Below are 24,903 nucleotides of genomic sequence, written 5' to 3' on the forward strand. Positions count from 1 at the left end.
AAGTTCGCAATGAGAAAAGTACACCCCGAGTTCGCCTACCAGTCGCGCGAACTGGCCGCCCAGATCGAAGGCATCCTGGGCGATCCGCCCGACCGCAAGAACTACCAGAAGATGCTGGACGCGCTGATGGACGAATACGCCAGCGGCGGCGGCATCGAGGACCTGAACATGATGGCGTTCGCGCTGGTCGACGTGATCGAGTTCCACGATCCGAAGGCGATCCTGGCCGATGCCGGCGACTTCGAGTACGGCGACCCGGCCCGCGTGTTCGGCGCCGCCAGCTGCCCGGCGGGCAAGCCGGCGCAGATGCTGGCCGCGCTGGAAGAGAACCATCCCGACCTGGCACGCCAGGCAATCATCGCCGCGTTCCTGCACAAGCACCCGCGCCTGTGGGACGACGACGACATGTCGCTCGACCAGCTGGCCGAGGGCGACGAGGGTGACGATGAGGAAGACGACAACATGGTGAGCGACGATTTCGCCCAGATGTTCGATCAGGAAGGAGAGCAGAATGGCTGACAACGATAAAAACCTCCCCGCCATCAGCAAGCAGGTGACGGAGCTGGTGCTGGCGGGTTCGCTGAGCCACGCCGAGCAGGCGTTCGCCGAGGCGGCCGAGCAGCATGGCGACCTGGCGGTGGCGGAAGTCTTGGAGACGATCCCGCCGCACGTGACGGCGCTGCACATGGCCGGCTTCGACGGCGGCAAGATGTCGCTGGCGACCTTGCTGGTGCCGCCCAAGGCCTGGGCCGAAAGCCTGGCCTACATCGCCGCGACGTGGAACGAAGACATGATCGAGGACGATCCCGAGCGCATCGCCGAGTCGCTGTTCGCACACATCCACGGTGTGGTGTTCGCCACCGACGACGAGGAGCGTCGCAACGAACTGCTGCAGGAAGCATCGGCCACCGACTGGGGCTGCACGGCCTTCGCCACGGTGTTCTCGCTGGCGCCGAAGGAAGTGCTGGAGCTGGCCGGCGAGATCATCTCGAAGGGCCAGTACATCACGGCGCAGACCTCGTCCGACAACGACATCGCGCCGCTGGCCGTGGCGCTGGCCAAGGCCAGCGAGGATGGCTGGGACCGCGCCCTGTTCGAGCTGTTCCCGGAATTCCGCCACAGCGCCGACCTGGCCGACGCCGAGTTCTCCGACGATCCGGACGAGGAACCGGCCTTCCTGCAGCGCTCCACCAAGGAGCTGCTGTACCGCATGCGCAAGCAGGTGCCGAGCACCCGCAACGCCAGCGGCCGCACCGGCCGGCGCAGCATGGGCACGGGGATCTTCAACTGATGCTGCCGGCACTCGTAGGGGAAAACCTGCCGCGGCTGACGCGCGCGATCAAGCTCCTGGTCGGCGACACGCGCCCGGACGCCGCCGTCGTGCTGGCCGACGAGCTGTCCGGCATCACGGCCATGGTGGCGGAAAAGTTCACCAACAACCGCACGTCCGAAGGCATCCAGAAGGCCGTCAACCTGACGGTCGGCGGCGTCTCGCTGGGCCTGGAAAAGGAGCTGACCCTGGACAGCGACGAACAGGCGCTGGACTACCTGGTCGACAACGGCGCCGAAGCCGCGTTCCAGGTGGGCTTCCGCCTGCTGCGCGAACTGGCCGCGCTGCCGGAGGATACGCTGGTGGGCGAATACGACCAGGACCCGGTCTACGCCCAGCGCCGCCTGCGCGACATCTTCTTCGACCTCTGCCTAATCGACCCGAACCAGAACTGGGACGGCCCGGCGCGCTACCAGCAGCAGCTGAAGCAGCGCCAGGAGGTGCAGGCGGTGGTGCGCCTGGCCAACTGGCTGCGCCGCCACAACAGCGAGGGTCCCGTGACGGACACGGACCTGAACGCCGAAGGCGTGATCGCGCTGGCGATCATCTTCGCGGTGGAGGGCGGTGGCCGCATCGTCGCGCGCACGGGCCAGAAGGAGTTCGAGCGCTTCGTCAAGTCGGTGCGCAAGAACAAGCCCGACTACGAAGAAGGCTGGGCCGCGCTGGTGGCCGCGGTACCGGCGCAGCACCACCCGGTGCTACTGCACCGCATCGACCTGTACCGCCGCACCTGCACGGTGCTGCAGCATATTCCGGGGCGGACGGCGATGAAGACGCTGTTTGCCGAGCTGGAGAACTATGCGGGCTCGGAGCTGGAAGCCGACTACGACTGACAACCCGGGACGGACCCCTGTCTTGAGGCAATCTTTCCTCGAAACAGGGAACTGTCCCGGGTTTTCGATCTCAACATGATTAGCCACCCACCCATCTACGACGTCCTGTCCGAGCTGATGCGGCTGACGCGAGGGCTTAACGATGTCTGCCCGATCGGCTACCTGACGCGGATGCAGGCCGCCACGACGGCCTCGGCCTTCTATGCCGAGGCCCTGCGCCTGGGCTATGCTGTCAACTCCAAAGAGTTGCGCGATACCGGTGACGAGCGCGTTCACCATTGGTGTAACCTGATCTGGCGGCACATGAAGGAAGTCAGGTCGCACCTGACCTTGATCCTGTTTCCCCATACGCCCGAGCAGCGGAGCGAATGGCTCGACAGCTTCGCGCGATCGCCGGGCGGAAGGTTCGCTTTCCGCGACGATGGGTCGCTCCACGTCGATCTGGTGCACGCGACACTGAACGGCACGGCGCTGCACATCCGGCGCTTGTGGACCCATGTGGGCGGGGTGAATGATCCATTGCAGAGCTTTACGATCCGTCTCAACCCGATCCAGTGCGGCGACTTCGAAGCGCGGGCGCGGGAGGCCCGAGCGATGCAGGACTGGATCGACCTGAAACCGCATCATCCTTCCGTCAACTGACGGCATCAGCTGGCGGCGATTTCCTTCGCCGTCCCTCAGCCAATCCCTCTAATGCCTCCACGTGCGGATTCCGCTCCGCTCGATTGTTGTTGCCTGTCGCCATCATCTGCAGGGAGCTTTAGGCACGTCAAAGAACGGCCGATGACTCAACCGTATCCTGTGGGCCTGTAACTGAAGCAAAGCAACGTCGCCTGCTCGTAGGTTCGACACTCGTCAATGGGCGGGCTGCACAGCGCGATTTGCTTGCGTTCAGTCATGCACTCGATATGCGAGGGAGTCGCCGCATGACCAGTCCGATCCATTCATCAGCCTCCGTCCTTGTTGCCGCCAGCCAGCATGATCGCTTGCTGAAGCTGGATACGCCCCTCGGCGACGACGTGCTATTACCGTTGCGTGTCGCAGGGCAGGAACGGTTCAGCAGTGCTTATGAGTTCATCGTCGATTGCCTGTCGGTCGAAGGCGATATCGAACTAAAACGGCTCATCGCCCAGCCCGTGACGCTGTGGCTACGGCGGGACGATCGGAGTTACTTTCCCGTGCACGGCTACGTGCATCGCATGACGCGGCTTGGCAGCGATGGCCAGAGTACGTTTTGCCAGTTGTCCTTGTCACCCTGGCTGCACTTCCTCAAGTTCCGCAAAGACGCGCGGATATGGCAGGACAAGACGGCGGACGACATCCTGTGCGACGTCTTCAATAGTTACCCGCAAGCGCAGGGCAATTACCGCTTCGACATCCGCGACCCGGCAACCCGGCGCTCCTACTGCACGCAATACGAGACCGACTGGCATTTCACGCAGCGTTTGATGGAGGAGGAGGGCTGGTACAGCTATCACGAGCAGCGGGAAGATGGCGCAGGACATGTGCTGGTCGTTACCGACAACCTCAACCAACTCAAGGCGATCGCGCAGGAACCGATCCGATTCCATCGTGCCGGGACGCGCGATGAACTGAACAGGATTGTGCACTGGAGCGCGGTACGAAGCCTGGGGTCCACGCAGTATTCGGCGCGGACCGATGACTACAAGGCCACCTTTTCTCCGAAGCAGACGAATACGATCGTGCGTCCCGAGCATGGCCAGTTGCCAGGGCAACTGGAGGTGTACGAATACACCGGCGCCTACACTTACTCGAAGCACGAGCAGGGCGACAAGCAGGCGCGGCTGCGTATCGAGCAGATCGAATCGGGCCTGAAGCGATACTTCGCCGTTTCCGGCGTCCGGTCGCTGCGGGTTGGGGGCTGGTTCACGCTCGAAGATCACCCTGCCCACGCGTATGACCCTGACGACGACCGCGAATTTGCGGTGATCGCGATCGAATGGAGCATCGAGAACAACTTGCCATTCTCGAGCGGCGCACAGCGCTTTCCCGGCAGTCTGCAATCCGATCTTGCCGCCTTCGGTATCGACACGTCCGGGCAAGAGTCAGCCGGCAACGGGCACTGTTTCAACCGCGTCGAAGTACAGCGCCGCAATGTGCCCTATCGCAGCGCCTTCGAGCACGCCAAGCCCACGCTGCATCCGCAGACCGCGGTCGTGGTCGGGCCTGCAAGCGAGGAGGTACACACCGATCAGCTCAACCGCGTGAAAGTCCAGTTCCGGTGGGACCGGCAGGGCCAGGACGACGAGCGTTCGTCGTGTTGGGTGCGCGTCAGCTATCCCAACGCCGGGCAGGGCTGGGGCGCGCTCAACGTGCCGCGTATTCGCCAGGAAGTGATCGTCACCTTTCTGAATGGCGATGCTGACCGTCCCGTGATCACGGGGCGCCTGTACAACGAAGAGCAGGTGCCGCAGTGGCACACCAATGGCCTGCTGTCCGGCTACAAGTCGAAAGAGTACAAGGGTGCGGGCTTCAACCAGCTGGTCATGGACGACACGACCGGGCAGAACCGTATTCATCTGTACAGCACCAGCGCCAACGCGCAGCTCAATCTCGGCTATTTGGTGAGCCAGAACGGCAATCAGCGCAACGGCTTTTTCGGTATGGGCTTTGCGCTCAGCACCGACGATTCGGGAGCGGTCGTCGCGCCGAAAGGCCTATACCTCGGTACGTTTGGCCGCCCGGGAGCGCAGGGAGTGCAGTTGGCTGCCAACGAAGCGACCAGCCAGCTCAAGGCCGGTGCCACGTTGACGAAAACGCTGTCCGATACCGCCTCCAAGGCCGGTGCCGAGGTGCTGGCCGGGCAGGGCGCGCTCAACGACTTTATCGAGGCCACGCAGGATCGTTACGACGGCCAGGGGCAGGGCGGCGCGAACCGCTTCAAGGAACCGGCGCTGCTGGCCGGTTCCCAGGCCGGTATCGGCCTCGTCAGTACCAAGGGCACGCATGTGCACGCGGGCGCGGAGGTGACCGTGTCGTCGGGGCAGGACACCAATATCGCCGCCGGCAAGAGCCTGCTCGCCAGCGTCGCCGAGAAGATCAGCATGTTCGCCCACAACGCTGGTATCAAGCTGTTCTCGGCCAAGGGGAAAGTCGAGGTACAGGCGCAAGGCAACGACCTGGACCTGATCGCGGAAAAGGTGGTGCGTCTGCTGTCGACCACCGCACGTGTCGAGATCCATGCCCAGGAAGAGGTGCTGATTTCCGCTGGCGGCTCGTTCGTGAAGATCAACGGTTCCGGGATCACCAGCGGCACCTCCGGCACATGGACGTCGCACGCTGCGAAGCATTCGATGCCGGGACCGGCCACGCAGCAATCCGTAATGCCGCATATTGCAAAGCCGGAACTGGAGAAGACGGACCTGGAATTCCGACACCTGACGGACTGGGGCGAGCCGCTGGCTGGCGCGGCGTACAAGGCCATCCTGAGCGACGGCAGCATTCGCAAAGGGATCCTCGACGCGGCCGGCATCGCCCGCATCAGCGGTGTGCCGCCGGGAGTCGGCGCCAAGATCGAGTACGACTATCGCCCGCTGCAGGTCATCTCGACTGTCAGCACGGAGCTCGATGCCGACGTCCACGAGCTGCTCAACTGGGCGGCGGGTGCGGCGAGCGGGAAGGGGCAGGCATGACGCAGCGGCCACCGGATCACCACAACATCGTCGAGGATGCCTGGAGCGAGGTCGTCGGCGGCCTACATTGGCTAAAGTCGGTGTTCATCGGCGAGTTCGCGGACCATCGGCCGATGTCGGTGCTGATTGCCGACATGCTGCTGAGCTTTTTTCCAGGCGTCGTCATCGTCACCAGCGCGCGCGACGCCGTCGCGGTGATTCTGCGCCTTGCCAACCATCCCGAGAAGCGTGAAGAGCTGATGGAATGGGTGCTGTTGAGCGCTTGCCTGATCGTGATCGCGCTGCCGGTCGCGATGGCCGCGGGCGGCGCAGCCGCGGCCGGTGTCGGCGCGATCGTCGGCGGCATCGCGGGTTCCGAGCTGGGTGCGGCGCTGCGCGCAATGATGCTTCTGCTGATCAAGGAAGCTTCCAAGCTGGTCGAGGTGGTGGAGTTTCTGCAGAAGTTCATGAAGGGCGACGTCCTCAAGTTCGTCCGCGCAGTGAAGTTCGCAAAATATGAACAGGCCTTGCTGCAGGCATTGAATGCAATGAGCGGCAAGCTGCTCGAGATCGTCAAGTCGCTCCGCCTGCACCTGGAAAGCCTGCGCTACTTCGACGCCGTCAAGGCGACGATCGCCCAACTGGCCGCTTGGGAGAAAAAGTTCTACGATTTGCAGCGGGATGCGCTCAGGCAGATTCCGAGAGCGCTGGCTGAGCTGGATGCCCGGCTGGCGATGGTGATTGCGCAGACAGGCCCCAAGGAGGCGCATACGGTGGCCGCGGGCGTTCAGGCTGACAAAACCGCGGTGGCTGTGCCGGCCAAGCAGCGGGTTAGGGATACGCCGGGGAATGTGTTCGCGAGTGTGGCCGATAATGTCGTAGCGCACGGGGAACAGAAGGCCACGCCTAGCAGCGGCAGCTCGCCGTCGAAGTCACAGTCGATACCAGGAACAAAAGCTGCTGAGAAACCGAAACCTCCTGCTGAGCCGCTAAAGAACAAACCCGAGCCACCCGAACGGCAGGAGCAGGGAGCGAACACGAAAACGCAAGCGGTGGTCGATGCGGTGGCGGCGGCGGATAAAGCGCGCATTACTCAGTTGTCGAATGAGGCGCTGGAGGCTGAGAGAGCCGGAAATATAGAGCTGCGCGACAAAAAAATAGGTTTGGCGCAAGATATACTTAGGCCATATTTTCCTAAAAAAAATTCAAATGAAACATGGGATGAGGTCGTAAAGAGGCTGGATGTGTCGTCGCCTAAGGATGGGGCAGTCTTTTGGTCGGGCACTGCAAATTTGGCCAAAGAGACAGGAAAACCCGACGCGGCAAGGGTGTTCGCGGAGAAGATCGGAGGGGTAACGTTAGAGACGACCCCAGGAGGACGTATTGTAGACGGCTGGGAGGAAATTAATGTCGACTACCCATGGAACCAGAAGGATGGATCGAGACCATTTGCTAGCGAGTTGTGGCAAGGGATATCGACCAATTATGCTCAATCTGCAATAGGCAAGGTAACGTTGTTCAGACAGCCGATAAGTTACGCGCGGACTACACTGTTTGGTACAATTTTGAAAAAGGTGAACTTGTCAGCCGTAGAAGGAATGGGCTCATAGGTGAAATAGACATTCATGTGGCACACCCGGATTCTTCGCTTACCACGCTAGGAAAAGACGAGGTCGAGGAACTATTGTTCTATAGGAAATAATTATGAATACATATCAGAAGTTTTTGGATTTTTTTTCGATGCATAATAAGGAGCGACTAGACGGCCTTACTTCAGCCTACTTCGATGGGATGGCCCAAGATGAGCGGAAAAGGGCATACGACTTTCTCTTCGCACGCGTCGTGTCTGGTGGTGTCGAGGAAGATGTGAATGGTATTTTTATGGCGGACTCCGGCAAAGCGATGAAGGATATGGCTGTGCTTTTGAATGCAAAGCAGCTCGGCAACATTGCAGAGATTGTTGTTGCTGGGCACATGGCTGCTGCTGGTGTGAATATGGACCTACTTCCAATTTTCATCAACGCAATGTCCAGTCCGGAAAGAGAGCTGCGTGAACTTGGTGCTCGTTATGTGCCGGCCACTGTTGAGCCAAATGTGCTAAACGGTTTGCAAGGAATGGTCAGAACTGAAACGGATAGACGATTACTTATTCAGGCCGCAACTAAGCTCCTGCAATGCTTCGATCTTAGTGTTCATACGATTGATAAGGACGAATATATAGATCTGTTCAATGATTTGTTGAGTAATGAGATTGAAAAAAAGGAACGCGCTCTTGCGAAAGCAAAAGCCCTCGCTCAGAGGTAGCAATACGCTAGCCTGAGAGAGTAAGCGTCACTGCAACGTTGAATGGCTTTATGAAATTGATTTGGTTTTGCTTTGGAAGGTTGTGATTTCCAAAAAAAAGTGATATGACATCGCCATCCCTGGGTGAGGGTTTAATGCGAACGGCGAGGAATGGGGTTGTGCCATGCCAACAGACAATGAGCTGAATGCTCGGGGTGGCGATAATATGGCCGATTTCTATGGGTTCTTTAAGCAGTGCAATAAGGAGCGCCTGGATGGTCTGAACGAATGCCATTTCAGCGCGATGTCACTTCAGGAGAGGGCGCGAGCGTTCGACTTCTTGATGGAGCGGGCCCGGGGCAGCGGGGGTGCTGAATCCATACACGGCCTTTTCGTGGCGGACGCCTCGAGGGCGGTTGAACCTGTAAAAGCACTGCTGAGGGCTGGCACGCTTACGCAGTCCGGACAAATTGCAGCAGCCTGGAACTTGTACTGCTTACAGCCAGACAAAGCGCTGATCGATGTTTTTGTCAAGGCTATGACGGGTTCTGACAGTCGTGTCAGGGAAGAAGCAGCGTATTTTGTCCCAGATGCCTACCTGACAACCGAGTTGAAATTTGCTCTTCAAGCGATGATCGTTACGGAAGAGGAGCGGCTGCCGCGTATCCACGCCGTAAACAAACTTCTCGCATGCTATGGTGTTACCGAGGATTCCGTAGGTCGCAAAGTGTATAGGACGATATATCGGGGGCTCCACAGTGACGATCTAGTCGAGAAGGAAAAAGCGTTTCGGACTCTAGACGAGTTGTTCGATTGCCGCGACGATAGCGTGAACTGGATTATCTGAAACGGCTGGCACTTCCCAGCGCCACCTCACCGCAGCCCCCGCGCCGCCGCCTCCGCCAACCCCACAAACGCCTCCACCCGCGGATTCCCATCCTCGACCCGCTGCGCCAGCATCATCGTGGTGGTGGCCGCAGGGTCTTCCAAAGGCCGGTAGACGACCCCCTCCATCCTGATCCGGTCGAACGAGCTGGGCAGCACCGAGATGCCGATGCCTGCCGCCACCAGGCCGATGATGGTGGATGCCTCGCCAGCCTCCATCGCGATCTGCGGCACGAAGCCGGCCGCGCGGCACAGCCGGAAGATCTGCGGGTAGATGCCCGTGCCCGCGTTCTTCGGGTACATCACGAACGGCAGGCCTTCCAGGTCCTTGATGGCCACCGTGTCCTGCGCCGCGAGCGGCGAGTCGGCCGGCAGCACCAGGCGCAGAGGTACGTGCTGCAGGGTGGTCAGCCGGATCGTATCCGGCACCGCCACCGAGACGGCACGGACGAAACCCAGGTCCAGTTCGCGCGCCTCCAGGGCCGCCAGTTGCGGTAACGTGGCCATTTCATGCAAGGTCAGCGCGACGCCGGGGAATTGCTGGCGGTACTGGCGGATGACGGTCGCGAACAGCGGCGTGAACGGCGTCGAGAACGTGAAGCCGACGCGCAGCTCGCCCGCTTCGCCGCGGGCCGCGCGCCGGGCCGTTTCCTTCGACTGCTCGGCCAGTGCCAGCATGCGGCGCGCGTCGGCCAGGAACAGCTTGCCCGCTTCCGTCAGCCGGACCCAGCGCTTGCTGCGCTCGAGCAGGCGGGCGCCCACTTCGGCTTCCAGTGCCTGGATCTGCTGGCTTAGCGGCGGCTGGCCGATGTGCAGCCGCTCGGCCGCGCGCGTGAAGCTCAGCTCTTCGGCGACGGCGACGAAATAACGCAGGTGACGCAGCTCCATGTTATCGCTTTGAAGTATTAATGACGCTTCAAATATATATTGGACTGTAGGGAAACGCCAACCTAACATGGCTCCACTGTCTCACGAGGTTTCGCCATGTCCCGCATCGCCGTCGGCACGCCCGACTTCAAACGCAGCAACCGCGCCATGTTCTTCGGCGGCTTTTCCTGCTTCGCCCTGCTGTACTGCGTGCAGCCGCTGATGCCGCTCTTGGCGCACGAGTTCGCGCTGACGCCGGCGCAAAGCAGCCTGTCGCTGTCCATTTCGACCGGGGCACTGGCGCTGTCGCTGCTGGTGTCGTCGGTCATTTCCGACCGCTTCGGGCGCAAGCCCATCATGGTTGCCGCGATGGCGGTGGCCGCGCTGATGACGCTGGCCTGCGCCTTTGCCGACGGCTACGGCCAGCTGCTGGCGCTGCGTGCATTGCTGGGGCTGGCGCTGGGCGGCATGCCCGCGATCGCGATGGCGTATCTCGGCGAGGAGATCGAGCCGGCGTCGCTGGGATTGTCGATGGGCCTGTATATCAGCGGCAGTGCGTTCGGCGGCATGTTCGGGCGGCTGTTCGCGTCGACGTTGTCCGATTTCCTGTCGTGGCGGGTGGCGATGGCCGTCATCGGCGTGACGGGCGTGCTGGCAGCGGCTGAATTCTGGCGCAGCCTGCCCGCATCGCGACATTTCCGGCCCGGTGTCGGCGGCCTGCGCGGCCTGGCGGGCGGGCTGCGCCAGCATTTCGGTGACGCCGGCCTGCCGTGGCTGTTCGCGCTGGCCTTTCTGTTGATGGGCTGCTTCGTCAGCGCCTACAACTTCATCGGTTTCCGGCTGCTGGGCGCGCCGTTCGGGCTGCGCCAGGGCGTCGTCGGCGCCATCTCCTTCCTCTACCTGCTGGGCATTTTCAGCTCCGTCTGGGCCGGCAAGCTGGCCGACCGGCTGGGGCGGCGCGGCGTGCTGTGGCTGGTCATGTCCGTCATGGCGGCCGGGCTGGTGTTGACGTTGTCCGGCTCGCTGATCGTCATCGTAGCCGGCATGGCGCTCTACACGTTCGGCTTTTTCGCCTCGCACTCGATCACCAGCAGCTGGGTGGGCCGGCGCGCGCGGCCGCCGCAGGCGCTGGCCTCGGCGCTGTACCTGTTCTTCTATTACCTGGGCTCCAGCGTGGTCGGCTGGCTGGCGGGCATCCTGTGGGCGTGGGGCGGCTGGAACGGTGTCGTCGCCTTGCTGGGCGCACTGCTGGGCTGCGCCTTGCTGATCGCGCGGCGGCTGCGCTGCCTGGCGCCCCTCGAGCCGGCGCAGGCGCTGGCGCCGGCCAGTTGACAGGCCGTTTGAGCGAGCGCAAACGACGGCCGGGCTGACGCAACCATCGCCAGCGGGACCGCTCCAATGTTCATCGGCACAAGAGGTGCCACATCAGACAGAGGAGGAAGCCATGTTGCCGGAACAGGAAATCCGCAATCGTCTCAGCAGTCTGCAGCTGGCCGTCGGCCATGCGGCCCAGGCCTTGTCCGCCGAGCGCTGCCTGCCTGGAGAGCTGCGCGACTATATCCAGAAGCTGGACCGCCAGTCCGATCGCATCAGCGAGATCCTGGCGTTGCGCGATCCGCGCCGCATCGTCAAGCTGATCGAGGACATGGAAGTGCTGGGCGCGCGTGCGCGGCGCGTGTGCAGCAGCGGGCTGCCGCTGTCGGGCCAGATGAAGTCGGCGGTCAACCACATGCATAACGAGCTGGTCGATTTCAAGCAGCGCTTGCATTGACGGGCAGGCGACCGGGCGCCGAGCTGGCACGACAGCCGGTGCGCGTCTCTTACCGGCGCCAACTGCTATATTGACGGTCCGGTGGCCGCGGCTCGGTAGCATGCCGCGGTCCCTGACGACATTCGGATAATTTGCAGGCTGCGTTGCCGGGCCTGTACGAGCGAAAGCGAGGAAGCGTACGATGCAGCAGTATTCAGTAGGACTCGTAGGCTATGGCCTGGGCGGCGCCACGTTTCACGCGCCGGTGATAGCAGCTGTGCCTGGATTGCGGCTGGCCCGCATCGCCAGCCGCAGCGCGCGGCCGGAGACGCTGGATGCCTACCCCGGAGTACAGCTGGACGATACCCCGCAAGCGATGCTGGACGATCCTGCCATCGAGCTGGTCGTGGTGTGCACGCCGAATGCCAGTCATTACGCGTTGGCCAAGGCCGCCCTGTTGGCCGGCAAGCACGTGGTGGTGGACAAGCCGTTCGTGCTCTCTTCCGCCGAGGGCGAGGAGCTGGTCGCCCTGGCGCGGCAGCGCGGCGTACAGCTGAGCGTGTTCCAGAATCGCCGCTGGGACGGCGATTTCCTGACGCTGCGCCATGTGATCGAGTCGGGCCAACTGGGTGCGGTCCATACCTACCGCGCGCATTTCGACCGCTATGCACCGCAAGTGAAAGCGCGCTGGAAGGAAGCGGCGCAGCCCGGCGCCGGCGTGCTGTGGGACCTGGGCTCGCATCTGATCGACCAGGCGCTGGTACTCTTCGGCATGCCGCGCTCGGTCACGGCGCACCTGTCGATGCAGCGCGACGGCGCCCAGGTGGAAGACGCGTTCGAGCTGCAGCTCGATTTCGGCGCCACCAAGGCCATGCTGCATGCCGGTGCGCTGGTGCGCGCGCCTGGTCCGCGCTACCAGGTCCACGGCACCAACGGCAGTTTCGTCAAGCACGGCATCGATCCGCAGGAAGCGGCGCTGAAGCTGGGCGCGCGGCCTGGCGATGCCGGCTGGGGCATCGACGCTCCCGCCGACTGGGGTACGGTGTTCGCGGCCGATGGCTCGTGCAGCACGGTGGAAACCATACCGGGTGCCTATGAGGCGTTCTATCGCGGCATGTACCATGCCATCGCCGAAGGCGTGCAGTTGCCCGTGCAGCCGGAAGATGCGGTGCAGGTGGTGCGGGTGATCGAGCTCGCACTGCGCAGCCACCACGAACGCAGGACGATCGATTTCACTGGAGGGGAACACGGTGCAGGATGAGAATTTAGCCCTGTTGAGGGAACTCGAGCTCGAGGAACAGCAACTGCAATTCACCGCGTTCTCGAACGCGGACGCGCTGCGGCTTGGCATCGCGCTCGTCGAGCGCGCCCGCGCGCTGGGCAAGGCCATTACGGTCGACATTACCCGCAACGGCCACCAGCTGTTCCATCACGCCATGGACGGCACGTCGCCCGACAACGCCAACTGGATACGGCGCAAGAACAACGTGGTGCAGCGCTTCGGCCGCAGCTCCTGGCACGTGGGCACGCGCTACCGCAGCAAGGGCAAGTCGTTCGAGGCGGACAGCGGCCTCGATACTACGGACTTCGCCGCGCATGGCGGCGCTTTCCCGCTCACGATCCGCGGCACGGGCGTGATCGGCACGATCACCGTCTCCGGCCTGCCGCAACAGGAAGACCATGCGCTCGTGACGAGCGTCTTGCGCGCATACCTGGAAACGCTGCGATAAGCGTTGCAGCCCGCGCTCCCGTGCCCAGCGGCCGGGAGCGGGACCGGACCGTTACGGCTACAACACCCCGGCCGCCCGCAGGGCCGCGATGTCCTCGGCCGTATGCCCCAGCAGCTCGCCCAGCACCTCGTCGGTATGCTGGCCCAGCGTCGGCGGGGCCGTGCGCACGTCGGCAGGGGAGGCGGACAGGCGCATCGGGCTGCGCACGAGCTTCGTGCTGCCGGCCGTCGGGTGCGGGACGTCGACTACCATGCCGCGCGCCTGCACCTGCGGGTTCTTGTAGACGTCGTCCAGGTCGTTGATCGGGCCGCACGGCACGTTGACGGCTTCCAGCAGCGCGATCCATTCGTCGCGCGTCTTGGTCGCCACCATCCCGGCCAGGATCGGCACCAGGATGTCGCGGTTCTGCACGCGCAGCGGGTTGGTCACGAAGCGCGGGTCGGTCGCCAGCTCCGGCCGGCCACCGGCCTCGACGAACTTGACGTACTGGCCGTCGTTGCCGGTGGCGACGATGATGTGGCCGTCCGCGCAGGCGAAGGTCTGGTACGGCACGATGTTCGGGTGCGCGTTGCCCCAGCGCTTGGGCGCCTTGCCGCTGTTCAGGTAATTGCTGCCCATATTGGCCAGCATGGCGACCTGCACGTCCAGCAGCGCCATGTCGATGTACTGGCCTTCGCCGGTGCGGTCGCGGTGGATCAGCGCGGCCTGGATCGCGATGGTGGCGTACATGCCCGTCATCAGGTCGCACAGCGCCACGCCGGCCTTCTGCGGGCCGCCGCCGGGCAGGTCGTCGCGCTCGCCCGTCACGCTCATCAGGCCGCCCATGCCCTGGATCAGGAAGTCGTAGCCGGCGCGGTGCGCGTAGGGGCCGTCCTGGCCGAAGCCGGTGACGGAGCAGTAGACCAGGTCCGGCTTGACGGCCTTCAGCGCTTCGTAGTCCAGGCCGTAGCGCTTCAGCTGGCCGACCTTGTAGTTCTCCAGCACCACGTCCGACTGCGCCGCCAGCGCGCGGATCAGCGCCTGGCCCTGTTCGGTCGAGATATCGACGGTAACGGAGCGCTTGCCCCGGTTGGCGGCCAGGTAGTAGGCGGCCTCGCGGGTGTCGCGGCCTTCGGCGTCCTTGGCGTACGGTGGGCCCCAGGCGCGGGTGTCGTCGCCGGCGCCGGGCCGTTCGATCTTGATGACGTCGGCGCCCAGGTCCGCCAGGTTCTGCGAGCACCAGGGGCCGGCCAGCACGCGCGACAGGTCGAGCACGCGGATGTGACCCAACGCTTTTGGCTTGGGTGCCGAGGTGGAAATGGTTTGCATCGATGGTCTCGTTGTTGTTCGAAGGGCCACAGCTTAGCCTATCTGTACCCCGGCATCCACTCATGCTACTGTAATGGGCATGTGGCCCTATCCGACAATGATCGCCCACCGGGGCGGCGGTACCACGGCGCCGGAAAACACGTTCGCGGCGCTGGCGGCCGGCCTGCGCCATGGCTATCACGCCGTCGAGTTCGACGTGATGCTGGCCCGTGACGGCGTCGGCGTGATCATGCACGACCCCGACTTCGGCCGCACCGTGCCCGGCCCGGGCAGCGTCGCCGAGACCGACTCGGCCGTCCTTGCCGCGCTCGATGCGGGCAGCTGGTTCGGCCCCGACCATGCGGGCGAGCCGGTGCCGCTGTTCGTACCCTTCGCCGAGTACTGCAAGGGCCACGATATCTGGATGAATGTCGAGCTCAAGCCGGCACCCGGTCACGACGAAGCCACGGGCCGCTGGGTGGCCGAGACCGTGCGTCGCCTGTTTCCCGACGAAAGCGACCTGGCGCGGCTGCCGCTGCTGTCCTCGTTCAGCGCCGCCGCGCTGCGCGCCGCCCGCGCCGCGGCGCCGGGCCTGCCGCGCGCGCTGGCATTCGGCGCGCTGCCGCCGGACTGGGAAGGGCAGGCGCGCGAATTGGGCGTGCTGTCCGTGCACGTCGACCACAATGAGCTGACACCGGCGCTGGCGCAATCCGTCAAGGCGGCCGGCTTCGGCCTGTTCTGCTATACCGTCAACGATCCGGCGCGGGCGCGCCAGCTGCTGGGCTGGGGCGTGGACGCCCTCTGCACCGACCGGATCGACCTGCTGCCGGCCGATTTCCGCTGAGCCGCTGGCCCGTGCGACCGCCCACCGGCGGCGCATTGGTATACCGTATAATCAATCTTTTGCCAAATCCGCCTGGTTCTACCGCCAACACGACATGAAATCATCTGAAATCCGCGAGAAGTTCCTCAAATTCTTCGAGTCCAAGGGTCACACGATCGTCCGTTCCAGCCCGCTGGTGCCAGGCAACGATCCCACCATGCTGCTGACCAACTCCGGCATGGTGCAGTTCAAGGACGTGTTCCTGGGCCTGGATACGCGCCCGTATTCCCGCGCCACCTCCGTGCAGCGCTGCGTGCGCGCCGGCGGCAAGCACAACGACCTGGAAAACGTCGGCTACACGGCGCGTCACCACACGTTCTTCGAGATGCTGGGTAACTTCAGCTTCGGCGACTACTTCAAGCGCGACGCCATCGCCTACGCCTGGGAGCTGCTGACCAAGGTGTACATGCTGCCGGCCGAGAAGCTGACCGTGACGGTGTACCAGGAAGACGACGAAGCCTACGACATCTGGGCCAACGAAATCGGCGTGCCGCGCGAGCGCATCATCCGCATCGGCGACAACAAGGGCGCGCGCTACGCGTCGGACAACTTCTGGCAGATGGCCGACACCGGCCCGTGCGGCCCGTGCACGGAGATCTTCTACGACCACGGCGCCGAAATCTACGGCGGTCCTCCCGGCTCGCCGGAGGAAGACGGCGACCGCTTCATCGAGATCTGGAACCTGGTGTTCATGCAGTTCAACCGCGACGAAGCCGGCAACATGACGAAGCTGCCAAAGCCGTGCGTGGACACCGGCATGGGCATGGAGCGCCTGGCCGCCGTGCTGCAGCACGTGCACAGCAACTATGAAATCGACCTGTTCCAGAACCTGATCAAGGCAGCCGCGCGCGAGACGGGCGTGGAAGACCTGGAAAGCAAGTCGCTGCGCGTGATCGCCGACCACATCCGCGCCGCCGCGTTCCTAATCGTCGACGGCATCATCCCGAGCTCGGAAGGCCACGGCTACGTCCTGCGCCGCATCATCCGCCGCGCGCTGCGCCACGGCCACAAGCTGGGCCAGACCAAGCCGTTCTTCTACAAGCTGGCTGCCGACCTGAACACGGAAATGGGCAGCGCCTATCCGGAACTGACCGAAAAGCTGGCCTACGTCCAGCAGGTGCTGAAGACGGAAGAAGAGCGCTTCGGCGAGACGCTGGAAAACGGCATGAAGATCCTGGAAGCGCAGCTGGCCAAGGATGCCAAGAACCTGGACGGCGCCACCGCCTTCACGCTGTACGACACCTACGGCTTCCCGCTGGACCTGACCGCGGACATCTGCCGCGAGCGCGGCGTCACGCTGGACGAAGCCGGCTTCGCCGAGGCGATGGAAAACCAGAAGAAGACGGCGCGCGCGGCCGGCAAGTTCAAGATGGCCGCCAACGTCGAGTACAGCGGCGCCAAGACCAACTTCGTCGGCTACGAGCAGCTGACCTTCGACTCCACGGTGATCGCGCTGTACAGCAACGGCGCGCCGGTGCAGGAGCTGCAGGCGGGCGAGCAGGGCATCGTCGTGCTGGACACGACGCCGTTCTACGCCGAATCGGGCGGCCAGGTGGGCGACCAGGGCGTTATCCAGAGCACGGGCGCCAAGTTCAGCGTGGAAGACACGCTGAAGATCCAGGCCGACGTGTTCGGCCAGCATGGCGTGCTGGAAAACGGCACGCTGAAGGTGGGCGACAAGGTGTCGGCGCTGGTCGATACGGAGAAGCGCAACCGCACCATCCGCAACCACTCGGCCACGCACCTGATGCACAAGGCGCTGCGCGAAGTGCTGGGTGGCCACGTGGCGCAGAAGGGCTCGCTGGTCGATCCGGACAAGACCCGTTTCGACTTCAGCCATAACGCGCCCGTGACGGCCGAGCAGATCGCCCAGGTCGAGGCGATCGTCAACCGCGAGATCCTGGAAAATCACCCGACGAAAGCGCAGCACATGTCGTTCGACGACGCCGTCAAGCATGGCGCGATGGCGCTGTTCGGCGAGAAGTACGGCGACCAGGTGCGCGTGCTGGACATCGGCTCGTCGAAAGAGCTGTGCGGCGGCGTGCACGTCAACCGCACCGGCGACATCGGCCTGTTCAAGATCGTCTCCGAAGGCGGTGTCGCGGCCGGTATCCGCCGCATCGAAGCCGTGACGGGCGAGGGCGCGCTGGCGCTGGTGCAGTCGATGACGCGCCGCCTGAACGAAGCCGCGGCCGCGCTGAAGGCGACGCCGGAAGAGATCACCAGCCGCATCGGCCAGGTGCAGGACCAGGTCAAGGCGCTGGAGAAGGAACTGAACGCGCTGAAGTCCAAGCTGGCCTCCGGCCAGGGCGACGAGCTGGCGACCAAGGCCGTCGACGTCAAGGGCATCAAGGTGCTGGCCGCGACGATGGAAGGCGCGGACGTGGCCGCGCTGCGCGAGACGATGGACAAGCTGAAGGACAAGCTGAAGACGGCCGCCATCGTGCTGGCCAGCGTGGCCGACGGCAAGGTCAGCCTGATCGCCGGCGTCACGCAGGACTCGATCGGCAAGGTCAAGGCCGGCGAGCTGGTCAACTTCGTCGCCCAGCAGGTGGGCGGCAAGGGCGGCGGTCGTCCCGACATGGCCCAGGCCGGCGGCACCAACCCGGCCGCGCTGCCGGAAGCGCTGGCCGGTGTGGCAGGCTGGGTCGAGGGCAAGCTGTAAGCTCGTAGCGACCTGGACAAAGGCGGCTTCGGCCGCCTTTTTTGTTGGCCGCCGAGACCTTGGCAAGACCCTTGGTGTCAGGCACCTGTCTCCGGGCGTTACCGCCCTGAGACAGGTGCCTGACACCGGTGTTTCCGGCGTCATCGATTGCCCCTCGGCACCGCCCCGGTGCGGCACTGCACCGTCATGACGCAGTGCGTCAGCGACGGTTTTTGGTCTATACTCCGCACCTTGCGCGTCAGATCAGGGACTCGTTGTCTTACTTGATACTGGCGTTGCAACTTTGCAACGACTAATGAACAATTTTGGTGCAGTGCGTCACGGCGGGGAAATTGGAGTAGACTGTGGCGACTCTGCACAAAAATTGGCGAGAATCTGATGAGCGAAACTCTACTCGAAACCGAAATCATGGAATTTCATAAGGAACTCGATGCACGCGGTTTGAATTGCCCGCTGCCGATCCTGAAGGCGAAGAAAGCCTTGGCCGAACTGGAAAGCGGGCAGGTGCTGCGCATCATGGCAACCGATCCGGGCTCCGTGCGCGACTTCCAGGCCTTTGCCAAGCAGACTGGCAACCCGCTGCTGTCGCATGTCCAGCATGGTGCTGAATTCACCTTCCTGATGCAACGCAAGTAAGAGGCGGCTGGCAGCGCGTCGTGCAGGCACGGCGCGTTCTCAGTGCGTTGTCACGGCAAGCTGCGCGGTTCGCGGCCGGCAGAAAAGGCTCGAACCGCAGGCTCATCGATGGGGTCGTCTTCCCGCATGAAGCACGAAAAAACAAGGACAGTTCTGCGAATGAACTGTCCTTTGTCGTTTTAGAGCGCTACCACTAACAAAAAATCGCACGATCGTGCTTTAATTCTGTACCAGGCTAGAAATACTCATATAATCTAGCCCACATTTTTCACCATCACCACTATCACTTTTCCAAAGGCATCCCATGAAAGTCCTGGTACCTGTCAAACGCGTGGTCGACTACAACGTCAAGGTGCGCGTCAAGTCCGACGGCACTGGCGTCGATATCGCCAACGTCAAAATGTCGATGAACCCGTTCGACGAGATCGCGATGGAAGAAGCGACCCGCCTGAAGGAAGCGGGCAAGGTGACCGAAGTGGTGGCCGTCTCCTGCGGCGTCACCCAGTGCCAGGAAACCCTGCGCACCGGCATGGCGATCGGCGCCGACCGCGGCATCCTGGTCGAGACGACCGCCGACCTGGAGCCGCTGGCCGTGGCCAAGCTGCTGAAAGCGCTGGCCGACAAGGAACAGCCGCAGCTGATCATCCTGGGCAAGCAGGCCATCGACGACGACTCCAACCAGACCGGCCAGATGCTGGCGGCCCTGCTGGGTTGGCCGCAGGCGACGTTCGCGTCGAAAGTGGTACTGGAAGACGGCAAGGCGACCGTGACCCGCGAAGTGGACGGCGGCCTGGAAACCGTGGCCCTGACCCTGCCGGCCATCGTCACGACCGACCTGCGCCTGAACGAACCGCGCTACGTGACGCTGCCGAACATCATGAAGGCCAAGAAGAAGCCGCTGGAAACCGTCAAGCCGGAAGACCTGGGCGTGGACGTGGCGCCGCGCCTGAAGACGCTGAAGGTCGTCGAGCCGGCCAAGCGTTCCGCCGGCATCAAGGTACCGGACGTCGCAACGCTGGTGGCGAAGCTGCGCACCGAAGCCAAGGTCATCTAAGGCCAGCCTTTAACGCATACATTTACCCCAGGCGCAAACCCGGGGTCGGACCCGCCGGGTCCGACCCCGGCCCCTGCCCCTGGGGGTAACAGACAAGGATAGAAATCATGGTCGCACTCGTCATCGCAGAACACGACAACGCCAGCCTGAAAGGCAGCACCCACCACACCGTCACCGCGGCTGCGCAAGCCGGCGGTGAAGTCCACGTCCTGGTCGCCGGCGCCAACGCCGGTGCCGCGGCGGAGCAGGCCGCGCAGATCGCCGGCGTCACCAAGGTGCTGGTCGCCGACGCGGCGCACTTCGCCGACGGCCTGGCCGAGAACGTCGCCGAGCAGATCCTGGCGATCGCCGGTTCGTACTCGCACATCCTGGCGCCAGCCACCGCCTACGGCAAGAACATCCTGCCGCGCGTGGCCGCCAAGCTGGACGTCGCCCAGATCTCCGAGATCACCAAGGTCGATTCGCCCGACACGTTCGAGCGCCCGATCTACGCCGGTAACGCCATCGCCACCGTGCAGTCGTCCGACAAGGTGAAAGTCATCACCGTCCGTACCACCGGCTTCGACGCCGCCGCGGCCACCGGCGGTTCGGCCGCCGTCGAGAACGTCACCGCTGTCGGCGACGTCGGCAAGTCGTCCTTCGTCGGCCGCGAACTGGCCAAGTCGGACCGTCCGGAACTGACCGCCGCCAAGATCATCGTCTCGGGCGGCCGCGGCATCGGCTCGGCCGACAACTTCAAGCTGCTGGAACCGCTGGCCGACAAGCTGGGCGCGGCCATGGGCGCCTCGCGCGCCGCCGTCGACGCCGGCTTCGTGCCGAACGACTGGCAGGTCGGCCAGACCGGCAAGATCGTCGCGCCGTCGCTGTACATCGCCGTCGGCATCTCCGGCGCCATCCAGCACCTGGCCGGCATGAAGGATTCGAAGACGATCGTCGCCATCAACAAGGATCCGGAAGCGCCGATCTTCTCGGTGGCCGACTACGGCATCGTGGGCGACCTGTTCGAAGTGGTGCCGCAACTGGTCAAAGAGCTGGGCTGATAACACGGGCCAAGCGCCGAACCGACTGTACGAGCCACGCTGGCCAGGCACCGAACGCCGGCCACCGTGGCTTTTTTCTTGGAGAGACAAAGATGAGCTACAACCCACCACTGAAGGACATGCTGTTCGTGATGAACGAGCTGGCCAACCTGCAGGTCGTCAGCGCGCTGCCGGGCTGCGAGGACGCGACCGCGGAAACCGCCGAAGCGGTGCTGGAAGAGAATGCGAAATTCGTCAGCGGCGTGATCGCTCCGCTGAACCATCCGGGCGACAAGGAGCCGAGCTTCTGGCACGACGGCCAGGTCACCACCAGCAAGGGCTTCAAGGAAGCCTTCCGCCAGTTCGCCGAGGCGGGCTGGCAGGGCCTGCAGCACCCGCAGGAATTCGGCGGCCAGGGCCTGCCGAAGCTGGTCGGCACGCCATGCGTGGAGATGCTGCAGGGCGCGAACATGTCGTACGGCCTGGTCGCGCTGCTGTCGGACGGCGCCATCGAAGCGCTGCTGACGGCCGGCAGCGACGAGCAGAAGGCCACCTACCTGGAGCCGCTGGTCACGGGTAAATGGACCGGCACCATGAACCTGACGGAGCCGCAGGCCGGCTCCGACCTGGCCGCCGTGCGCACGCGCGCGGTGCCGCAGGGCGACGGCACCTACAAGATCTTCGGCACCAAGATCTTCATCACGTGGGGCGAGCACGACATGACGGAGAACATCGTCCACCTGGTGCTGGCGCGCACGCCGGACGCGCCCCCGGGCGTGAAAGGCATCTCGCTGTTCATCGTGCCGAAGTTCCTGGTCAACGCCGATGGTTCGCTGGGCGCGCGCAACGACGCGCACTGCGTGTCGATCGAACACAAGCTGGGCATCAAGGCCAGCCCGACGGCCGTGCTGCAGTTCGGCGACAACGGCGGCGCCATCGGCACGCTGGTCGGCGAAGAGAACCGTGGCCTGGAATACATGTTCATCATGATGAACGCGGCCCGCTTCGGCGTCGGCATCCAGGGTATCGGCCTGGCCGAACGCGCCTACCAGCAGGCGGTGGCCTTCGCCAAGGACCGCGTGCAGTCGCGCGACCTGGCCGGGTCCGCCGGCCCGGTCTCGATCATCCACCATCCGGACGTGCGCCGCATGCTGATGTCGATGCGCGCCCAGACCGAGGCGGCGCGCGCGCTGGCCTACGTGGGCGCCGGCTTCTCCGACATCGCCCACTACCACCCGGACGCGGACGAGCGCGCGGCCCACATGGCCATCTACGAATACCTGGTCCCGGTCATCAAGGGCTGGTCCACCGAGATGAGCGAGAACGTCACGCGCGACGGCGTGCAGGTGCACGGCGGCATGGGCTTCATCGAGGAGACGGGCGCCGCCCAGCACTACCGCGATGCCAAGATCCTGCCGATCTACGAAGGCACGACGGCGATCCAGGCCAACGACCTGGTGGGCCGCAAGACCGTGCGCGACGGCGGCAAGGTGGCGCAGCACCTGATCGCCCAGGTGCGCGCCACGGCCACCCAGCTGGGAGAACTGGAAGGCGAACACTTCGCCGCCATCCGCGCGCAGCTGGAAAAGGGCGCGGCCGACCTGGAGGCGGTAGTCGCCTTCGTGCTGGCCAACGTCAAGAGCGACGTGAAGGCGGTGTTCGCGGGCAGTGTCCTGTACCTGAAGCTGGCCGGCGTCGTGCTGGGCGGCTGGCAGATGGGCCGTGCCGCCATCGCGGCGCACAAGAAGCTGGCCGAGGGGAACGGCGACGCGGCGTTCTACCAGGCCAAGATCGTCACGGCGCGCTTCTTCGCCGACCACATCCTGACGCAGTCGGCTGGCTTGAAGAGCGCCATCGTCGACGGCCATGCCGGCGTGCTGGCGCTGTCCGAAGACCAGTTCTGACGCAAGCGATGTGAGAGTGGAGGGCGGGCCATGCGAACGACGATCCTGTTGTTGCTGGTTCCGCTCTTCCTGTTCGCTCCGGCCGCGCGCGCGGAACCGGGCATCGTCTACCTGCACCGGCCGTGGGTGCACCCGGACGTCACGGAAGTAAAACGCCAGGAAATGTTGCGCCGTGGGGCCGACGACGCCCGCCGGGCCGTGGCGGCGGGACGGATGTACTGGTTCGACGGCCGTCCCAGCCTGATCGACGACAGCGGCGGCATCACCGATGGCGTACGTGCCGAGGTGCTGGCGCGCTACGGCATCACCGAACAGTGGCTGATCTGCCCGTTGCCGGGTGGTGTGTGGGACTACCAGCAGGCCTATAACGAGGTCGTGGCAGCCTGGCTGCGCCAGCGCCACGGTGCGCGCTTCTGGCAGCGCATCGAGCGCGAAGTGAAGGCGGGCGTGCGCCAGGAGCGCCGCCGCAAGCCGCCGCGTTTTCGTCCCGACCCGGCCTCGCAATACTTCATATGCTAGGCGGGCCGATCTCCGCCGTCGCACGTCGGCCGCATAATTGTCGGAAAACTGTCAGCGTGTTCAGCGCATTTGTAAGGGAGCGCTCACACGGGCCGCATGGTGGAGTACGCTGACCATGTGGTTCACGGGAGCGTTGAAGGGAGCCTCGCCCGAGGCATCATCTTCTTGCCTTTACCCCGCCGGCACGTCCCTGCCCGCGGGGCTTTTTTTGTCTGCTGGGCGAGAACGCGACAGTAAGCACATCGCGATATTGACGTAGGGCAATTTTCGCGGCATGATTGCCATGAAAACCTGATAACGTCACACCGCCCCTCCCCAAACTTCGCAGGGCACCGTCTGACATTGCGCCACCGGCCAGCGCTGTATCCGCGCCGATGGCGCTCATGACATCGAGTGCACCATGCTGAAAAAAATCACACTGGCCCAGGCACGCACGGGCATGTACGTCCACAAGATCGAAGGGTCGTGGCTGAACTCGCCGTTCTGGCAGAGCTCCTTCGAGATCGACAGTGCCGACGTGCTGGCAACGATGCGCACCACCGGGATCAAGGCGCTGTGGATCGACACGGAGCGCGGGCTCGACGTCGCAGTGCCGCCCGCCGCGCCCACCGCGGTCGCCCCCGCCGCTGCCCCGCCATTCGCGTTCGCTCGCGTCGAGCGTGCCACCACGCGCGAGGAAATGGCGCGCGCCGGCAAGGTGATCGCGCGCGCCAAGGGTGCCGTCATGACGATGTTCAACGAAGCGCGCATGGGGCGGCTGGGCGACCTGACGGCGGCGACCGACCTGGTGGACGACGTGGCGGCCTCCGTCATGCGCAACCAGGGCGCGCTGATCAACCTGGTGCGCCTGAAGCAGGCCGACGACTACACCTACCTGCATTCGGTCGCCGTGTGCGCGATGATGATCGCGCTGGCGCGTCAGCTGGGGTTGCCGGACCAGGAGGTGCGCGACTGCGGCATGGCAGGGCTGCTGCACGACCTGGGCAAGGTGGCCATCCCGCCGGAGATCCTGAACAAGCCGGGCAAGCTGACGGACGAGGAATTTCAGCAGGTCAAGCGCCATCCGGTGGCCGGGTTCGAGGCGCTGGGGGGGTGGCAGGACGTGCCGGACATCGCCCGCGACGTCTGCCTGCACCACCACGAGCGCTACGACGGCAAGGGCTATCCGCATGGGCTGAAGGGGGAGCAGATCAGCCGGCATGCGCGCATGGGCGCCGTCTGCGACGTGTACGACGCGATCACGTCGAACCGGCCCTACAAGGAGGGCTGGTGTCCGGCGGAGTCGCTGCGGCGCATGGCCGAGTGGACGAAAGAGGGGCACTTCGACCCGGTGCTGTTCGCCGCGTTCGTCAAGTGCATGGGCATCTACCCGGTGGGCACCTTGTTGCGCCTGAAGTCGAGCCGGCTCGGCGTGGTCGTCGACAACAGCAAGTCGCTGTTGAAACCCATCGTCAAGGTGTTCTTCTCGGCCAGGTCGATGGGCTATATCCAGCCGGAGGAAGTGGATCTGTCGTTGCCCGGCCTGACCGAAGCCATCGCGACGCGCGAGGAGGCGAGCGCCTGGGGCTTCGGCGACATCAGCCGCTACTGGGCCAACGCCTGAGTGGAAAATCCGGGACAGTCCCG

At 64.2% G+C, this 24,903-nt stretch carries 22 protein-coding genes; 20 read left to right on the top strand and 2 right to left on the bottom strand.

The features are described from left to right. Positions 1-9 precede the first annotated feature (9 nt). The 8 genes from E7V67_005770 (at position 10) to E7V67_005805 (ending at position 8,925) form a co-directional block, all read left to right on the top strand. Positions 10-519 carry a hypothetical protein gene (locus tag E7V67_005770; GenBank protein ID WUR14612.1) on the top strand — a complete coding sequence of 170 codons (510 nt, stop codon included), beginning with the start codon at positions 10-12 and terminating at the stop codon, positions 517-519. Next, positions 512-1,291: a hypothetical protein gene (locus E7V67_005775; protein WUR14613.1), complete on the top strand. Its 780-nt coding sequence runs from the start codon at positions 512-514 to the stop codon at positions 1,289-1,291. Before E7V67_005770 ends, E7V67_005775 begins: the two co-directional genes overlap by 8 nt. Continuing rightward, positions 1,291-2,163: a hypothetical protein gene (locus E7V67_005780; protein ID WUR14614.1), complete on the top strand. Its 873-nt coding sequence runs from the start codon at positions 1,291-1,293 to the stop codon at positions 2,161-2,163. Before E7V67_005775 ends, E7V67_005780 begins: the two co-directional genes overlap by 1 nt. A 75-nt stretch (positions 2,164-2,238) precedes the next feature. Then, positions 2,239-2,805, top strand: coding sequence for a hypothetical protein (locus E7V67_005785; GenBank protein ID WUR14615.1), 567 nt, complete (start codon positions 2,239-2,241; stop codon positions 2,803-2,805). A gap of 284 nt (positions 2,806-3,089) precedes the next feature. Next, a complete protein-coding gene (locus tag E7V67_005790; GenBank protein ID WUR14616.1) occupies positions 3,090-5,816 on the top strand; it encodes a type VI secretion system Vgr family protein in 2,727 nt (908 codons plus the stop codon). Beyond that, positions 5,813-7,405, top strand: coding sequence for a hypothetical protein (locus E7V67_005795; GenBank protein ID WUR14617.1), 1,593 nt, complete (start codon positions 5,813-5,815; stop codon positions 7,403-7,405). The genes E7V67_005790 and E7V67_005795 overlap by 4 nt, the downstream gene beginning before the upstream one ends. A 94-nt stretch (positions 7,406-7,499) precedes the next feature. Then, entirely contained in the window at positions 7,500-8,099 is a 600-nt protein-coding gene (locus tag E7V67_005800) for a hypothetical protein (protein WUR14618.1), read from the top strand. A gap of 205 nt (positions 8,100-8,304) precedes the next feature. Further along, positions 8,305-8,925 (top strand): hypothetical protein, encoded by a 621-nt coding sequence (locus tag E7V67_005805; protein WUR14619.1) that lies wholly within the window; start codon positions 8,305-8,307, stop codon positions 8,923-8,925. A 26-nt stretch (positions 8,926-8,951) separates the two neighbouring features. Here the strand turns inward: E7V67_005805 and E7V67_005810 are convergent, their stop codons facing one another. Further along, entirely contained in the window at positions 8,952-9,851 is a 900-nt protein-coding gene (locus E7V67_005810) for a LysR substrate-binding domain-containing protein (GenBank protein WUR14620.1), read from the bottom strand. 96 nt (positions 9,852-9,947) lie between these two features. Between E7V67_005810 and E7V67_005815 the strand changes: the two genes are divergently transcribed. The 4 genes from E7V67_005815 (at position 9,948) to E7V67_005830 (ending at position 13,310) form a co-directional block, all read left to right on the top strand. Beyond that, on the top strand, positions 9,948-11,162 hold the full coding sequence (locus E7V67_005815) for an MFS transporter (protein ID WUR14621.1): 1,215 nt from the start codon (positions 9,948-9,950) through the stop codon (positions 11,160-11,162). 112 nt (positions 11,163-11,274) lie between these two features. After that, the gene (locus tag E7V67_005820) at positions 11,275-11,601 is read left to right on the top strand and encodes a hypothetical protein (GenBank protein ID WUR14622.1); all 327 of its coding nucleotides are present in this window, start codon (positions 11,275-11,277) and stop codon (positions 11,599-11,601) included. A 181-nt stretch (positions 11,602-11,782) separates the two neighbouring features. Further along, complete coding sequence (locus tag E7V67_005825) at positions 11,783-12,841, top strand: oxidoreductase (GenBank protein WUR14623.1); 1,059 nt, start codon at positions 11,783-11,785, stop codon at positions 12,839-12,841. 13 nt (positions 12,842-12,854) lie between these two features. After that, on the top strand, positions 12,855-13,310 hold the full coding sequence (locus E7V67_005830; protein ID WUR14624.1) for a heme-degrading domain-containing protein: 456 nt from the start codon (positions 12,855-12,857) through the stop codon (positions 13,308-13,310). A 57-nt stretch (positions 13,311-13,367) separates the two neighbouring features. On the opposite strand, the gene E7V67_005835 is transcribed toward E7V67_005830, so the two are convergent. Beyond that, positions 13,368-14,618 carry a CaiB/BaiF CoA-transferase family protein gene (locus tag E7V67_005835; protein WUR14625.1) on the bottom strand — a complete coding sequence of 417 codons (1,251 nt, stop codon included), beginning with the start codon at positions 14,616-14,618 and terminating at the stop codon, positions 13,368-13,370. Positions 14,619-14,697: 79 nt separating this feature from the next. Here E7V67_005835 and ugpQ point away from each other — a divergent pair, with 79 nt between their 5' ends. The 8 genes from ugpQ to E7V67_005875 all read left to right on the top strand — a co-directional run bounded on the left by ugpQ (position 14,698) and on the right by E7V67_005875 (position 24,880). Further along, positions 14,698-15,441, top strand: coding sequence for a glycerophosphodiester phosphodiesterase (ugpQ, locus tag E7V67_005840; protein WUR14626.1), 744 nt, complete (start codon positions 14,698-14,700; stop codon positions 15,439-15,441). 94 nt (positions 15,442-15,535) lie between these two features. Continuing rightward, entirely contained in the window at positions 15,536-18,145 is a 2,610-nt protein-coding gene (gene alaS, locus E7V67_005845; GenBank protein WUR14627.1) for an alanine--tRNA ligase, read from the top strand. A 408-nt stretch (positions 18,146-18,553) separates the two neighbouring features. Then, positions 18,554-18,781 (top strand): sulfurtransferase TusA family protein, encoded by a 228-nt coding sequence (locus E7V67_005850; protein WUR16235.1) that lies wholly within the window; start codon positions 18,554-18,556, stop codon positions 18,779-18,781. 304 nt (positions 18,782-19,085) lie between these two features. Further along, complete coding sequence (locus E7V67_005855) at positions 19,086-19,835, top strand: electron transfer flavoprotein subunit beta/FixA family protein (protein WUR14628.1); 750 nt, start codon at positions 19,086-19,088, stop codon at positions 19,833-19,835. A 107-nt stretch (positions 19,836-19,942) separates the two neighbouring features. Beyond that, positions 19,943-20,875 (top strand): FAD-binding protein, encoded by a 933-nt coding sequence (locus E7V67_005860; protein ID WUR14629.1) that lies wholly within the window; start codon positions 19,943-19,945, stop codon positions 20,873-20,875. Between the two features lie 92 nt (positions 20,876-20,967). Then, complete coding sequence (locus tag E7V67_005865; GenBank protein ID WUR14630.1) at positions 20,968-22,758, top strand: acyl-CoA dehydrogenase; 1,791 nt, start codon at positions 20,968-20,970, stop codon at positions 22,756-22,758. A gap of 30 nt (positions 22,759-22,788) precedes the next feature. Continuing rightward, complete coding sequence (locus E7V67_005870; GenBank protein WUR14631.1) at positions 22,789-23,277, top strand: hypothetical protein; 489 nt, start codon at positions 22,789-22,791, stop codon at positions 23,275-23,277. A gap of 400 nt (positions 23,278-23,677) precedes the next feature. Next, the gene (locus E7V67_005875; protein ID WUR14632.1) at positions 23,678-24,880 is read left to right on the top strand and encodes an HD-GYP domain-containing protein; all 1,203 of its coding nucleotides are present in this window, start codon (positions 23,678-23,680) and stop codon (positions 24,878-24,880) included. The last annotated feature ends 23 nt before the right edge of the window (positions 24,881-24,903 follow it).

Origin of the sequence: [Empedobacter] haloabium (genome assembly GCA_008011715.2) — a bacterium.
GTDB lineage: Bacteria > Pseudomonadota > Gammaproteobacteria > Burkholderiales > Burkholderiaceae_D > Rugamonas > Rugamonas haloabia.